Source organism: Bacteroides sp. Ga6A2, assembly GCF_000702225.1.
Lineage (GTDB): Bacteria > Bacteroidota > Bacteroidia > Bacteroidales > Bacteroidaceae > Ga6A1.
Genome location: NZ_JNKX01000008.1, coordinates 14,850 through 28,374, shown reverse-complemented (window position 1 = coordinate 28,374; position 13,525 = coordinate 14,850). Strand labels below are relative to the sequence as shown.

11 protein-coding genes are annotated in these 13,525 nt (G+C 45.0%); 5 read left to right on the top strand and 6 right to left on the bottom strand.

Annotation, left to right across the window (positions count from 1 at the left end):
- Positions 1–293: 293 nt before the first annotated feature.
- The 4 genes from T538_RS0101710 to T538_RS0101695 are packed head-to-tail and all read right to left on the bottom strand — an operon-like array spanning position 294 to position 2,914.
- Positions 294–725 carry an SPOR domain-containing protein gene (locus T538_RS0101710; RefSeq protein WP_031531763.1) on the bottom strand — a complete coding sequence of 144 codons (432 nt, stop codon included), beginning with the start codon at positions 723–725 and terminating at the stop codon, positions 294–296.
- Between the two features lie 10 nt (positions 726–735).
- Positions 736–1,392: a NanQ anomerase/TabA/YiaL family protein gene (locus T538_RS0101705; protein WP_231497050.1), complete on the bottom strand. Its 657-nt coding sequence runs from the start codon at positions 1,390–1,392 to the stop codon at positions 736–738.
- A 26-nt stretch (positions 1,393–1,418) separates the two neighbouring features.
- The gene (panB, locus tag T538_RS0101700) at positions 1,419–2,240 is read right to left on the bottom strand and encodes a 3-methyl-2-oxobutanoate hydroxymethyltransferase (RefSeq protein ID WP_031531761.1); all 822 of its coding nucleotides are present in this window, start codon (positions 2,238–2,240) and stop codon (positions 1,419–1,421) included.
- Between the two features lie 29 nt (positions 2,241–2,269).
- A complete protein-coding gene (locus tag T538_RS0101695) occupies positions 2,270–2,914 on the bottom strand; it encodes an HAD family hydrolase (protein WP_031531760.1) in 645 nt (214 codons plus the stop codon).
- Between the two features lie 161 nt (positions 2,915–3,075).
- Between T538_RS0101695 and T538_RS0101690 the strand changes: the two genes are divergently transcribed.
- The 4 genes from T538_RS0101690 (at position 3,076) to T538_RS0101680 (ending at position 9,719) form a co-directional block, all read left to right on the top strand.
- A complete protein-coding gene (locus T538_RS0101690; protein ID WP_031531759.1) occupies positions 3,076–4,719 on the top strand; it encodes an AMP-binding protein in 1,644 nt (547 codons plus the stop codon).
- 283 nt (positions 4,720–5,002) lie between these two features.
- Positions 5,003–7,276, top strand: coding sequence for a TonB-dependent receptor (locus T538_RS16910; RefSeq protein ID WP_081836763.1), 2,274 nt, complete (start codon positions 5,003–5,005; stop codon positions 7,274–7,276).
- Positions 7,277–7,285: 9 nt separating this feature from the next.
- Positions 7,286–8,323 (top strand): hypothetical protein, encoded by a 1,038-nt coding sequence (locus T538_RS17505; protein WP_051655808.1) that lies wholly within the window; start codon positions 7,286–7,288, stop codon positions 8,321–8,323.
- Between the two features lie 142 nt (positions 8,324–8,465).
- Entirely contained in the window at positions 8,466–9,719 is a 1,254-nt protein-coding gene (locus T538_RS0101680; RefSeq protein ID WP_031531757.1) for a glycoside hydrolase family 88/105 protein, read from the top strand.
- Positions 9,720–9,968: 249 nt separating this feature from the next.
- Here the strand turns inward: T538_RS0101680 and T538_RS0101670 are convergent, their stop codons facing one another.
- A complete protein-coding gene (locus T538_RS0101670; protein WP_081834819.1) occupies positions 9,969–11,450 on the bottom strand; it encodes a DUF4270 domain-containing protein in 1,482 nt (493 codons plus the stop codon).
- A 34-nt stretch (positions 11,451–11,484) separates the two neighbouring features.
- Positions 11,485–12,300, bottom strand: coding sequence for a glycogen/starch synthase (locus tag T538_RS0101665; protein ID WP_031531755.1), 816 nt, complete (start codon positions 12,298–12,300; stop codon positions 11,485–11,487).
- A gap of 371 nt (positions 12,301–12,671) precedes the next feature.
- Between T538_RS0101665 and panC the strand changes: the two genes are divergently transcribed.
- The gene (gene panC, locus T538_RS0101660) at positions 12,672–13,523 is read left to right on the top strand and encodes a pantoate--beta-alanine ligase (protein WP_031531754.1); all 852 of its coding nucleotides are present in this window, start codon (positions 12,672–12,674) and stop codon (positions 13,521–13,523) included.
- Positions 13,524–13,525 lie beyond the last annotated feature (2 nt).

Here is a 13,525-nt window from a genome sequence, read left to right as displayed (position 1 = left end):
CCTTGGACGTACCTTGGACGTACCTTGGACGTACCTTGGACGTACCTTGGACGTACCTTGGACGTACCTTGGACGTACGAACAATTTCTGACGAAATTGTTCGTTACAAATCCTCGGCAATTTTGAATTATGAATTGTTATTTGTCAATTGTCAACTGTCCATTGTTAATTCTACCTTTTTCAATTTTCAACTTTCAACTTCCGACTTCCACTAAAAGAAAATAGGGAAGCCGCAGCCCACTCTATGGCATGCAACTTCCCGAATGTTTTTCTGCCTAATCCGCAGCAATACATTAAGGACGCTTATTCAGAATCCACGCATCCTTATATTTTTTCTGCAACTGAAGACGAGCCTCGAGAGCCTTCGCCCTGTTGTCGAACGTCTGCGCCACAACCCTGAACATTTTCTGATTGTCGAGCGTCTGAACCAGCAGCGGCGTATACCCCTTGCTGCGCAGGTCGTCAATCAGATACTCGGCGTTTGCCTTCAGCGAAAAACTGCCGCACACAATACTGTAAGCCTTCAGCCCTTCGCCCTCGACAAGTTTCACGCGCTCCGTCCTAACTCCGTCGGCATCGGCATTGGTAATCACCACCGTCTCGGTCTTGGCGGCAGATGCGCCCTCGGCTCCAACCATCTTCTGATACGAGTTGCGGTAAGCCTGCTCGCTCGACTTGCACGCCACCATAAGAGTGGCAACGAGAATAATATTCAGGTATTTCATGGCAATATTTTTAATTTTCGCTGTTCGAAACTTCGTGATACTTCAGTTTTATCACAATTACGCGTATGTTCTGGTCTTCCTTGTCGGTCATCACCTTGGCAATGTGCCAGTCGTTTGGCATGAAGAGCATAAAACGGAAAGGCTTACTCTCGATTACCTTGAGGTCTGACGATTCGAAATCGTAGTGGATAACATCCTTCTTGGCATCGTACTTGCAGTTTGGCTGACTTGTAACATGGTTAAGCAGACGGAATCCTTCTGTGCCCTTTACAACATACTGAAAATCGATGTGCTTGTAGTGGCTCTCAGAGCGACGCTCGCTCAAAGGCTTGTTCTCGCTGTCCTCGACCGAAACGGTAAGGTCTGTTCCCTCGATTTTGTACTTTCCAGCCTCGATTGTGTAGAGGTTGTGGGTTGCAAGCCACTCGAAAGCCTTCTCAAACTGCTCAGGGTCCATCTGATACTGCTCGTAGAACTCCTGAAGGTCAACACTTTTATCGGGAAGTGCCCCGAAATTGTTCTTCCACTTGGCATCCTTGGCAAAGAACTTTGCATTCTTGGTTACCTTTTTGTGCGGAAAAGCATCATCACCACCGGCAAAAGCCGAGCCGCTGCATGCAAAGGCAAGCATCAGCATGGCCACGCCTTTTAGTATAAGTTTATTCATATCGGTTATAATTATTTTGAGTGAAATTAGTATTGTTCGTTTTCGTTAGGAAAATCAACGTTCTTTACGTCGGTAACATAGGCACCTACGGCATCGGTAATAACGGTGCTGAGGTCGGCATATCTGCGCAGGAACTTAGGAGAGAAGCCCTTGTCCATGCCAAGCATGTCGTTTACAACCAGCACCTGACCGTCGCACACATTGCCTGCGCCTATTCCAATTGTAGGGATTGAGAGTGATTCGGAAACCTGCTTTGCAAGTTTTGCCGGAATCTTTTCGAGAACGACGGCAAAGCAGCCAGCCTCTTCGAGCAGTTTGGCATCAGAGATAAGTTTCTGAGCCTCAGCCTCGTCCTTTGCACGGACGCTGTATGTTCCGAACTTGTTGATGCTCTGTGGAGTGAGTCCGAGGTGTCCGCAGATTGGAATTCCTGCGCCGATAATCTTCTTAACGGCATCGATAATTTCAACGCCGCCCTCAAGTTTCAGCGCATCGCATCCGCTCTCTTGCATAATGCGTATAGCGTTTTTCACAGCCTCGGTAGCGTTTACCTGATATGTTCCGAACGGCATGTCGCACAGAACAAGTGCGCGCTTAACACCGCGCGCAACCGAGCGCGAATGATAAATCATCTGGTCGATAGTCATCGGAACTGTAGTAGTGTTTCCGGCCATTACGTTCGAAGCCGAATCGCCAATCAAAATGCAATCAACACCTGCCGCATCTACCAATTTAGCCATTGTGTAGTCGTAAGATGTAAGCATTGCAATCTTCTCGCCTTTCTCTTTCATCTCCTTCAAGCGGAGAGTTGTAACCTTTCTTGTATCTGAAACCAAATATCCAGACATAACCTTTTTCCTCCTTGTTAAAATGTTTTTTATTTGATAAGTTCAATCATTTTCTCGTAAGTGAAGTCCGCGAAATCGGGAATCACAATGTCAGACAGCGGCGCAACGACCTCTGTCGGATTAGTGGTGCTGAGTCCGACAACCTTCATGTTGGCACTCTTTCCGGCCTTCAGTCCGTTTACGCTATCTTCGTATACAACGCAGTTTTCGATAACCGTATCGAAGACCGATGCGCCCAGAAGATAACAGTCGGGAAACGGTTTACTGCGCGCAAAGTCCTCGGCCACCAGAATACGGTCGAAGTATTGCATCAGTTCGGGATGCGTTCGGTACACGCTCTCCATCTTCGACTTGTCGGAACTTGTAACCACGGCAAGTTTCACGCCCTTCTGCTTAATCTCCTTTATATATTGTTCAACGCCGTTGATATACGGAAAATCCATGTTCTTCTCGAACTCGATGAGCTGGGCAACGATTTCTTTCTTCAGGTTCTCGTCGCTGAAATTTCCGTCAAGAATCTGCGTCAGGGTCATGCCCTTAATCTTGTGTTCAAAATCTACAATATCGGTATATTTTCTTCCTACACCACCCCAAAAAACGGAATACTGTCCTTCGGTGTCGAGAACTACTCCATCAAGATCGAAAAGCGAAGCCAGCGGCTTGTTACTTTGCATATTTTTTACTCCTTAATAAAATTTCGCTGCAAAGATACACACTTTTAGCGATGAAAATTGTTAAAATTTCTTAAAAAGAGATATCTTTGCCGTCCGTATTACACTTATTCACTATTTTTGTGCACAAAAAACAAAAGATTGTGCATACCATACATCAAAACATGGACAATAATTTAATTAAACTGATTGAGAAAAGTATCCAAGAAAACTGGGATTTAAAAGCTCTGACCAACTATAAGGGATCAACCTTACAATATAAGGATGTAGCCCGCAGAATCGAAAAGATTCACATCGTTTTTGCAGAGGCTGGCATCAAAAAAGGCGACAAAATCGCCATCTGTGGACGAAACCACGCCAACTGGTGCGTTACGTTCCTTGCCGTTATTACATACGGCGCGGTTGCAGTACCAATCCTGCACGAATTCAAGCCCGACAACATACATAACATCGTAAACCACAGCGAGGCAAAAATGCTGTTCGTGGGCTCTATGGTGTGGGAGAATCTTAACGAGCAGAGCATGCCCGACCTCCGCGGCATTGTGGTTATCGACGAACTTGACATAATCCTCTCGCGCGACGAGAAACTTACCTATGCCTGCAACCATCTTAACGAGATGTTCGGAAAGAAATATCCAAAATATTTCCGCAAGGAGCACGTTCACTACGAAGCCTGCGAGCCTGATGCTCTGGCGGTCATCAACTACACATCGGGCACAACAGGATATTCGAAAGGTGTAATGCTGCCTTACAGAAGTCTGATGTCGAACATTGAGCACATCCATCGCAAGATGAACCTCAAGCCGGGCGACGACGTTGTTTCAGTCCTTCCTATGGGCCACGTCTTCGGTCTGACTTTCGACTTCCTCTACGGAATGACTCACGGTGTGCACCTATGGTTCCTGAACAGAATGCCTTCGCCAAAAGTAATAGCCACATCGGCTGCCGAAATAAAGCCGAAGGTAATCGCCTGCGTGCCTCTCGTAATCGAGAAGATTTTCAAGACGATGGTTATTCCGAAGGTAGACAACAAACTCGGAAAAATCCTTCTGCGCTTCCCTCTCACCAGCGAAAAGATAAAGGCTAAGGCAAAGAACGAGGCAATGAACATCTTCGGCAACAACCTGATGCAGGTTTGCATTGGCGGAGCACCTTTCAACGCCGAAGTTGAGAAGTTCCTCGACCAGATAAAGTTCCCTTACACCATAGCCTACGGCATGACCGAGTGCGGCCCTATGATTTGCAACGACCATTGCTCAGAAACACGCTACCGCAGTTGCGGAAAGGTGGTAGACCGCATGGAGGTGAGAATTGACTCGAAAGACCCTCACAACATTCCGGGCGAGATGTGGGTGCGCGGCGAGAACGTGATGCTTGGCTACTACAAAGACAAGGCTGCAACCGACAAGGTGATGGACGGAGAATGGCTCTGCACGGGCGACATGGCAACCATCGACAGTGACGGATATGTATATATAAAAGGTCGCTCAAAGAACATGCTTCTCTCGGCAAGCGGACAGAACATCTATCCCGAAGAAATAGAGTCGAAACTGAACAACATGCCAGGCGTAAACGAGAGCGTGGTGATAATGAACAACAGCAAACTCGTTGCACTTATCCACCCCGACCTTTCGGACATCGGCGACCGTAGCAACATCACAGCAATCCTCGACTCAACCATTAAGGAACTAAACAAGGAACTACCAGCATATTCGCAGATTGCCAAGTTCAAACTCTGGCCCGAAGAGTTTCAGAAAACAGCCAAAAAGAATATCAAGAGATACGTTTACAACGATATTAACATCTGAAAAAAGAAAAATCTACTGGCAATTCTTAAACAAAAGAAAGTCAGTAGATTTCTTTTTGTAAGCAATTATCACAATAATACGACAATCAAACTTCCAACTTCAGTATTTCAAAAAAAATACAATAATAATTTTCTCGTTTTGTATTACACTTTGACACGATGTTATCATAGTTTTTAAGATTTTTTAAGTAAAAATATTATGAAAAGCAAAATTTTATTTTAAAGATTTACAACTTTTCTGTTTTTTTATTTATATTTGCACCAAATCAATAGCCGAAAATTCAATGAAAGCACTAAGAACTTTAAGAACTTTAGCTTTAATTTTAGTATTATTGTTACCTGCATCTATAAAAGCACAAGTAACAACAGCATCTATTAGCGGACACGTAATGGATACATATTTCAGCCTTGCGGGAGCAGAGGTACTGGCTATTCACGTGCCTACAAACACACGCTACGGAACAGTTACAAACGCAAGCGGAAACTATTACCTCAATAACCTTAAGGCTGGCGGTCCTTATAAACTCTACGTTACATACAAAGACCACTATCCCGAGAAATTCGAACAGATTTATCTGAGAGTGGGACGCGACCTTATGTTCGATGTCTTCCTCGACGAGAAGGAACTGAAAATCAACGAACTCACGGTAACAGCCGATGCGTACAACAACATGCGTATCGACCAGAACGGCATAAACAGACAGTTTACTTCGCGAGTTATCGAAACAACGCCAACCATAAGCCACAGCATGAACGACGTTATCGTGCTCACGCCTCAGAGCGGCTTGTACGACTTAAATCTATCTATAGGTGGTGGTAACTACCGTCAGTCGTACATAACTATCGACGGCGCAGGCTTCAACGATGTGTTCGGACTTAACGGAAACCTTCCGGCAAACGGCGCACCTATCGCCCTCGATGCCATCGACCAGATTAGCGTACAACTTGTGCCTTTCGACGTTCGCCAGAGCGGATTTACAGGCTCGCAGGTAAACGCCATCACAAAGAGCGGTACAAACGAGCACCGTGGAAGCGTATATGCCTACCTCACCAACGAAAATCTGAAGGGTAACAAGGTTGGAAGTGCAACCGTACAGCGAAACCACGAGGTTAAGAACATCGTCGGATTCACAATTGGTGGCCCTATTGTAAAGGATAAACTCTTCTATTTTGCTAATTTTGAATACGAAAGAAAGACAATAAGCGGTCCGCAAGCCCTGGCAAGAGACAACGAGAATGAGCCTTACGGCGAGCACAATATTCACCGCACAACAAAGGCTGATTTGGACGAAATTTCAGAATGTCTGGCACAAAAGCACGGTTATTCTACAGGCAAATATCAGGGATACAACTTTAGATGGCCCGACTACAGACTGCTTGCCCGACTGGACTGGAACATTAACGAGCGTCATAGTCTGAACTTCCGCTACACACTCTCGCGTACCAGATCGAACACGCAAGAGCCGGCTTCATCTGTTTCTCCATTCGAAAAGAATGCACTCTATCCGGGTGGAACGGACAACTTCGGCGACATTCCGGCAGGACAGCGCAGCTCTTCAAAATACAGTATGTATTACGAAAACAGTTGTTTCTATACGAAAAAAATATACTCAACCATATCAACCGAGCTGAAAAGCCAGAACGACAGCAAGACAATAAACAACTTGCTGCGATATACAAATTCGTATCAGAATGAGCCGCGCGTTAGCATCGGAGCCCTCTTCCCATGCGTCGACATTCTGAAGGACGGCGCTTCTTACATAAGCCTCGGAACGGACAAATATACATATCAGAATGCGAGCAAGGTATGGATTCACAACATAACCGACGAGTTCAGTCTCTCTGTAAAGAAGCATAAGTTAATCTTCGGTCTATCAGCCGAATACGCAAATATCGAGAACGATTTCCATCAGTTTGGCAACGGATTCTACGTATATAACTCAATGGACGACTTCCAAAAACGTGTAGACACGCCAGCCGCATTCGGATTTGCATTTGCCAATGACGGAAGCAGCAAACTGCCGTCATCTGGTTTCGACTATCTTCAGATGAGCGTTTTTGCACAAGACCAGTTCAACGTTAACCCTAATTTCAAGGTTACGGCAGGTCTGCGTCTCGACAAATACCTTTACTATGGAATGTCGGTAGCAAGCAACAAGGAGTACGAAAAATTAAACTTTGGCGGCGAGCATTACAAAACCGACTACACTCCGAGCATGGCTCTGAACTTCAGTCCGCGAATCGGATTCAACTGGGACATCACCGGCGACCGTAAGATAATTCTGCGAGGCGGTACGGGCATATTCTTTTCACGAATCCCGAACGTATGGCTTGCATCACAGCCTAACAACAGCAATGTTTCGCAGACTATCTACACTAAGTGGGGCGACGATGTTCCAAACGGCATAACATTCCCGAGATTCGAAACAAACCAGAGCGTTTACAATGAAATTCTCGGTATTCTGAAAAAAGCCGACCCTAGTGCATTCGACGCAGAGCCAAAGGCAAGCGAGAACACTTGCGTAATAGACAAGAATCTTGTTGCGCCTTACAGTTGAAAATCTTCATTGGCAGTAGACTTCAAGTTGCCACACAACTTCGAAATTTCGATTGAAGGTATCTACAAGAAGGACTACAAGCCTCTCGTAGCCGACAACAAGACAATCTACTACGACGGAAAGAAGACAATTCAGTTGTCGAAGAACGATGTGAGAAAGGTGTACGATGCTTATCAGAAAGAAAACTGCTTCTATCTTACAAATGCAGGAAGCGGCTCGTACTACACATCTATAAACCTCAACGTAAAGAAGGAATTCAACAAGAACTTTGATGCGAGCGTTAACTTTACATACTCAAATGCCAAGATTATAAACGACGGTAGCAGCACTCAGCTCTCTGCCCTCTACAACTTCGGAGCGCCATCGGTAAACGGCGTAAATGAGCACGAACTTGGATATGCAAACTACATAAGCCCTTACCGCGTTCTGGCTAACGTAGGATACAAGTTCTACTACGGCAAGCGCGAGACTTGGGGAACGCACATCAACCTTATCTACGACGGTTCGCAACTTGGATTCTTTAACGACGGTTCGGGATTTTACATGGCATCGCGCTACTCTTATCTTCTTAACGACAACTTCGTGAACGACAGAGCATCGAGCAACCTTATGTACATTCCGGCAACAAAAGACGAACTGACATTCATTGCCAACAGCAACGTTTCTGCCGAGCAGCAGCGCGAGGCTTTCTGGAACTTCGTAGAGCAGGATTCGTACCTCAGCAAGCACAAGGGCGAGTATGCAAAGCGCAACGGAGCGGTAATGCCTTGGCATCACCAGTTCGACATACACATAAACGAGGAATACAACTTCTCGATAAAGAAGCGTCCTCAGTGCTTCGAGTTCGGTCTCGACATCATCAACGTCACAAACCTTATTTGCAGCAAGTGGGGCAACTACATGGTTGTGAACACAACAAATCCGCTGTCATACCACAAGGATAGCAACGCATACACGTTCAACACCGAGAACAAGAAGACGTTCAGCAAGTACGAAGATCTGAAATCAACATACCAGATAATTTTCAACTTGAAGTACAAATTCTAATAGAACAGATAAATATTGCGAAAAGAAAAAGATAAGGTCTCAACACAATTTGAGTTACCTTATCTTTTTTCGTTTGATACCCGAAATTTTGCCAATACAAATTTAATTCGTATATTTGACCGCGAATTTTCAATTAAATCAGATGAAAAAAATACTCATGACACTTTTGGCGAGTGCTTTTTTGTTTACGCACACAGCCACAGCACAGGAAACTTATGCCAAGGCGATGATTGAATCGCAGGGCGCTAACTGGACTAAAGGAAAAAACTGGGATTATGTAAACGGTCTTGTAGCTTTCTCGCTTCTGAAAGCCTACGAACAAAATCCTACAGCCGAATGGACAAACAAAAGCTATGAGTTTGCCGAAAACTACGCAAACACGGCTCTTAACGAGGACGGCTCGTTCAAGAACTTCAAGAAAGGCAACATCGACAACATCGCTTCAGGAAAGGTTCTCTTCTACCTTTATCGCAGAGAGAAGTTGCGCGAGGAAATCTTCGGTTCAAGCAGCGCACAGAAGTACAAGAATGCCGCCGATTTTCTGCACAACTATCTGAAGAACGAATATCCGCGCATTCAGGACGGCGACGCAAAGGGCTGCTTCTTCCATAAGGCAATCTACCCTAACCAGATGTGGCTCGACGGCTTGTATATGGGCGCGGCGTTCTATGCTGAATATCTGCACAACTTCGACCCGCAGAACACAGATTCGTGGAGCGACATAGCACATCAATTCATAACCGTAAACAAGCACACTTACGACAAGCACAAGGGACTGAACTATCACGCATGGTCGTACACTCCAGAGGATGCAAACTCGTTTTGGGCACGCAAGGACGGCGAGTTCAAGGGCTGCTCTCAGGAATTCTGGGGAAGAGGAATGGGCTGGTTCTTCGCTGCACTCGTTGATGTGCTCGAATATATGCCAAAGAATCACAAGGATTACAAAACTCTCGTGAAAATCACAAAGCAGGTTGCATCTGGTCTTGAAAGATGGCAGGACAAGAGCGGAGTATGGTATCAACTTTTGCAGTACGACAGCACTTTCAAAAGCAAGTGCGGCGAACACAACTATCTTGAGGCTTCGGCATCGAGCATGTTCACATATGCATATCTTAAAGGCGTGCGTATCGGCGTTCTGCCAAACAAGTATCTCAATGTCGGAAAGAAGGCTTACAACGGTCTGATTGAGCAGTTTATAACAAAGAACAACGACGGAACGATTAACCTCACATCAACTTGCCGAAGCGCAGGCTTAGGTCCTGCAAAAGACCCTTCGCGCGACGGAACGGCAGACTACTATCTCTGCGGTTCGGACATCAAGAAGGTAAGCAACGAAGGAAAGGCTATCGGTCCATTCATCATGGCTTCGCTCGAATATGAGAAGGTGAAGTAAAATCACAACACGATATCAAAACAAAAGGTCGAATCTCCATTCGGCCTTTTTGTTTTTTCTACACATCTTTGGCAAATTACCTATCAGAAGAAACCATATAAACGCCGCAGCAAGATCTTCTGTTGTCAAACTTACCGTAAACAGTCCAGCAAACAAGAACACGCCTAAAACGCACAAAAAAGAGGTGTAAATCCATTCAGAATCTACACCTCAAAGTATCAAAATATCGTTTAATCTAAAGGATGAAAATTACTTCTTTCCGTCATAGAACTTACTGTAAATAATCTTCAGTTCAACCGGATTATCCTTACCGCCTACAAGTTTAGTGCTCGATAAACTGAAGTCGTGGTTCACACCAACAACCGTCGTGCTTGTACCATAATAATAAGAAGACGAAGATGTAGTGGTTGTCTCTACAGGAATCAGCAGAACCTTGTCCCAATCAGGATTTTCCTTGTACCACTTCTCCAACTGCTCTGCGGTAGGAACCGTCTTGCCTGTCTCATCGCCAGTTGCACCCGAATTTCGGAGATAACGGTTGTAAGACAACAGTTTGGCAATGTTACTGAACGTATAAGTGTTTGTCGAAGTGCTCAGCGTTGCAAGGAACGAAGAAACCTCGTTTGGCACATACGAGCCGCTGAAGAACTTCTTCCACTCAGGCTTTCGGATAAGCAGCAGCGTCTTTGGCGCGCCGACCGTAACCTCGCTCTCGTTTTCAGAGTTATATCTTGTAAAGATTATTCGAGCAGTATTGATTGTATCGTTTGCATGAGAACTGTTCAGAATTTCGTCCATCGGCAACTTAACCTCGGTAAAGATTCCGGCTGGAGTCTTCAGATAAGTGCAACTCTCGTCGTTCACTAAATTGTCGATATTCTTGTGATTGACGGTTGAAACCTGCATAACCTCCTCGGTAGAAGCAAACGAGATGACACCTGTTGCAAGCGAATCGACAATGCCCGTACTCTTTCTTTCAAGGTAATACTTGAAGTATACGTTTATCTGCGCAACATCGATATTCATTATCGTTCCGTCGCCACTCTCATGCTTAAACACGAAGCCTGGAAGAACATTCTTGATGAATGCCGCACTGTTTGCAAACTGACTTGGGTCGCGATAATACTCGTTCATCAGTTTTGTTCCGAAAGAGTTCGGAAGCATAACCTGAATGTTCGGATAGAAATCGCTCTGCGACTTTACAGAATCGGTCTTCACTCTGTCGGCAGCCGAATAGTTCTTAACGGCGAAAGGCTTTGCCGAACTGTCGTAATAGTCTTCCAGACTAACACCGCTTGAATAAGTATCGGCCGAAGTAAAGTCAACTCCCTGTTTTACAGGATATACAGCCAATTTATTGGCATTAAGCGAGTCGCCAACATAGCCCGAATAGAACAGAAGCACCTCGGTCTGGAGAGCCTCGCCAGTAACGAGCGAACTCTTCTCTGGCATCGAGAAGTTATCTAAGCAGTGAAACTGCGCAAGAAACTCCGACTTGAGCGAAGTGTTTGTCTCAGGCTCGGTAAACTGTCCTATGTGACACATGCTCGAACGCGACACTATCTCATTTCCGTCTACCTTGTATGAGTTTGTCGATACATTATAGGTTTCTGAAGTACTTGTTACCCCGTCTTCGATAGGCATCAGGCCGACGCCCATATCAAGTTCATCCTCACTACACGACATAGCAAGAGCAGCAATGGCTGCCGCCATCAACAGTCGTAATTTCATTTTTTTATAATTAATGGTTTAGAGTTAAATGCTTTTATTTATCGTAAACCTCGTCATAGAATGCGCCATAGTCCTTAGCCATCTGCTCGTTGTCTCTGTCGGCATAGGCAAGCACCGGCTTGCCCGATGCAGCAATGAGTTCCTTTATCTCAGGACGTATGTTTGGAGATGCCTCGATGATGGCATCGCTATAGTCGAACGCAATTTTGTAGAGGTCGAGATACGTAAAGTTATCGTTATAGTCGGCAAGAATTTCGGCTGGAATATTCTTGAAGACTATCATGTTCTTGAAGTTGTCGCCGAAAGCATGTTCCATGTCATCGTCATAGACAGAGAAGACGATTTTCGACTCGCTGAACGACGGTTCGTCGCAGAACGTTTTCTTTATATAGATTGGCGCAAAGGCACTCACCCATCCATGGCAGTGTACAACCTCGGGACACCAACGCAGTTTCTTAACTGTTTCGAGAACGCCACGGGCATAGAACACAGCACGCTCACCGTTGTCTTCGTACTCCTTTCCGTCCTCGTCGAAACCCATCAGGCGCTTTGTAAAGTAATCGTCGTTATCGATGAAATACACCTGCATTCGGGCAGCCTGAATAGAGGCAACCTTGATTATCAGCGGATGGTCTGTATCATCGATAATCAAGTTCATGCCCGAAAGTCGGATAACCTCATGAAGCTGGTTTCGGCGTTCATTGATGTTGCCCCACCTTGGCATAAAAGTTCTAATTTCATGACTATCCTCTTGTATAGCTTGAGGGAGATATCGTCCAACAAGCGACATAGCCGTTTCTGGAACGTATGGTGTGATTTCCTGTGTTACGAATAAAACTTTTTTTGCCATTTTTTGGATGTACTATATTTTCAGTTTGCAAAGATATAAAAAAATATTTTGATATGAGCAAATTTCACATCTTAATTTTTATACATAACAGTCCGAAACATACCATGCAGCGGCTGTGCAAACTTTACATTATCAAACGGCATAATTACGATTTTATTCGGCGACTCCGAACTTTTTGCACACAAACAGCAACAAAAGGCCTTGCAAAGGGTACAGAAACAACCCGAAAAGTCCCTTTTATCCATTACAACTCATGAGATGTCCTTTTTCAAAAAAAATGCATATTTTTTATATTTTCTTTCTTTATCTCATAAAATATAACTTATTTTGCAGAGTTTTTCAACATCGGACTTTTAAATTCCGTTTTAAGAATGAAGGTTATAAATACTGTAAAGGACTTAAAATCCGAACTTTCAGAGATTAGAAAGCAAGGTAAAAAGATAGGCTTGGTGCCTACTATGGGTGCTCTGCATCAGGGACATGCATCGCTTGTAAAGCGTTCGGTATCAGAGAATGACGCCACTGTTGTTAGCGTTTTTGTCAATCCAACCCAGTTTAACGACAAAAACGATTTGAAGAATTATCCGCGCACACTCGAGGCAGACTGCAAACTGCTCGAATCACTTGGTGCAACATACGTTTTTGCTCCGTCAGTAGAGGAGATTTATCCGGAGCCAGACACTCGTTCATTCAGTTACCCTCCTGTCGACACGGTTATGGAGGGAGCGCGCCGTCCGGGACACTTCAACGGCGTGTGTCAGATTGTAAGCAAACTGTTTATGATGGTTGAGCCAGACCGCGCATACTTTGGCGAGAAGGACTTCCAGCAGATTGCCGTAATCAGAGCGATGGTTGCCGACCAGAAGTTCAATCTCGAAATCTGCCCATGCCCTATCGTACGCGAGGCTGACGGACTTGCACTCAGCAGCCGCAACACTCTGCTCACCGCCGAGGAGCGCAAGATTGCTGTAAACATCTCTCGCACTCTGTTCGAGAGCCAGGAATATGCAAAGTCTCACACTCTCGAGGAGACAAAGCAGTTTGTCATCAGCACGATTAACGCCATCGACAAACTTGAGGTTGAATATTACGAGATTGTTGACGGAACAAGCCTGAAGAGCCTCAACTCTTGGGACGATTCTGACTATATCGTAGGCTGTATCACCGTTTATTGCGGCGACACTCCAATACGTCTTATCGACAATATTAAATATAAAGCATAACG

Coding starts and splice junctions, on each gene's coding strand:
- T538_RS0101670 (WP_081834819.1), bottom strand. CDS start 11,450: ATGAAATTACGACTGTTGATGGCGGCAGCCATTGCTGCTCTTGCTATG.
- panC (WP_031531754.1), top strand. CDS start 12,672: ATGAAGGTTATAAATACTGTAAAGGACTTAAAATCCGAACTTTCAGAG.
- T538_RS0101705 (WP_231497050.1), bottom strand. CDS start 1,392: ATGAATAAACTTATACTAAAAGGCGTGGCCATGCTGATGCTTGCCTTT.
- T538_RS0101695 (WP_031531760.1), bottom strand. CDS start 2,914: ATGCAAAGTAACAAGCCGCTGGCTTCGCTTTTCGATCTTGATGGAGTA.
- panB (WP_031531761.1), bottom strand. CDS start 2,240: ATGTCTGGATATTTGGTTTCAGATACAAGAAAGGTTACAACTCTCCGC.
- T538_RS16910 (WP_081836763.1), top strand. CDS start 5,003: ATGAAAGCACTAAGAACTTTAAGAACTTTAGCTTTAATTTTAGTATTA.
- T538_RS0101665 (WP_031531755.1), bottom strand. CDS start 12,300: ATGGCAAAAAAAGTTTTATTCGTAACACAGGAAATCACACCATACGTT.
- T538_RS0101690 (WP_031531759.1), top strand. CDS start 3,076: ATGGACAATAATTTAATTAAACTGATTGAGAAAAGTATCCAAGAAAAC.
- T538_RS0101680 (WP_031531757.1), top strand. CDS start 8,466: ATGAAAAAAATACTCATGACACTTTTGGCGAGTGCTTTTTTGTTTACG.
- T538_RS0101710 (WP_031531763.1), bottom strand. CDS start 725: ATGAAATACCTGAATATTATTCTCGTTGCCACTCTTATGGTGGCGTGC.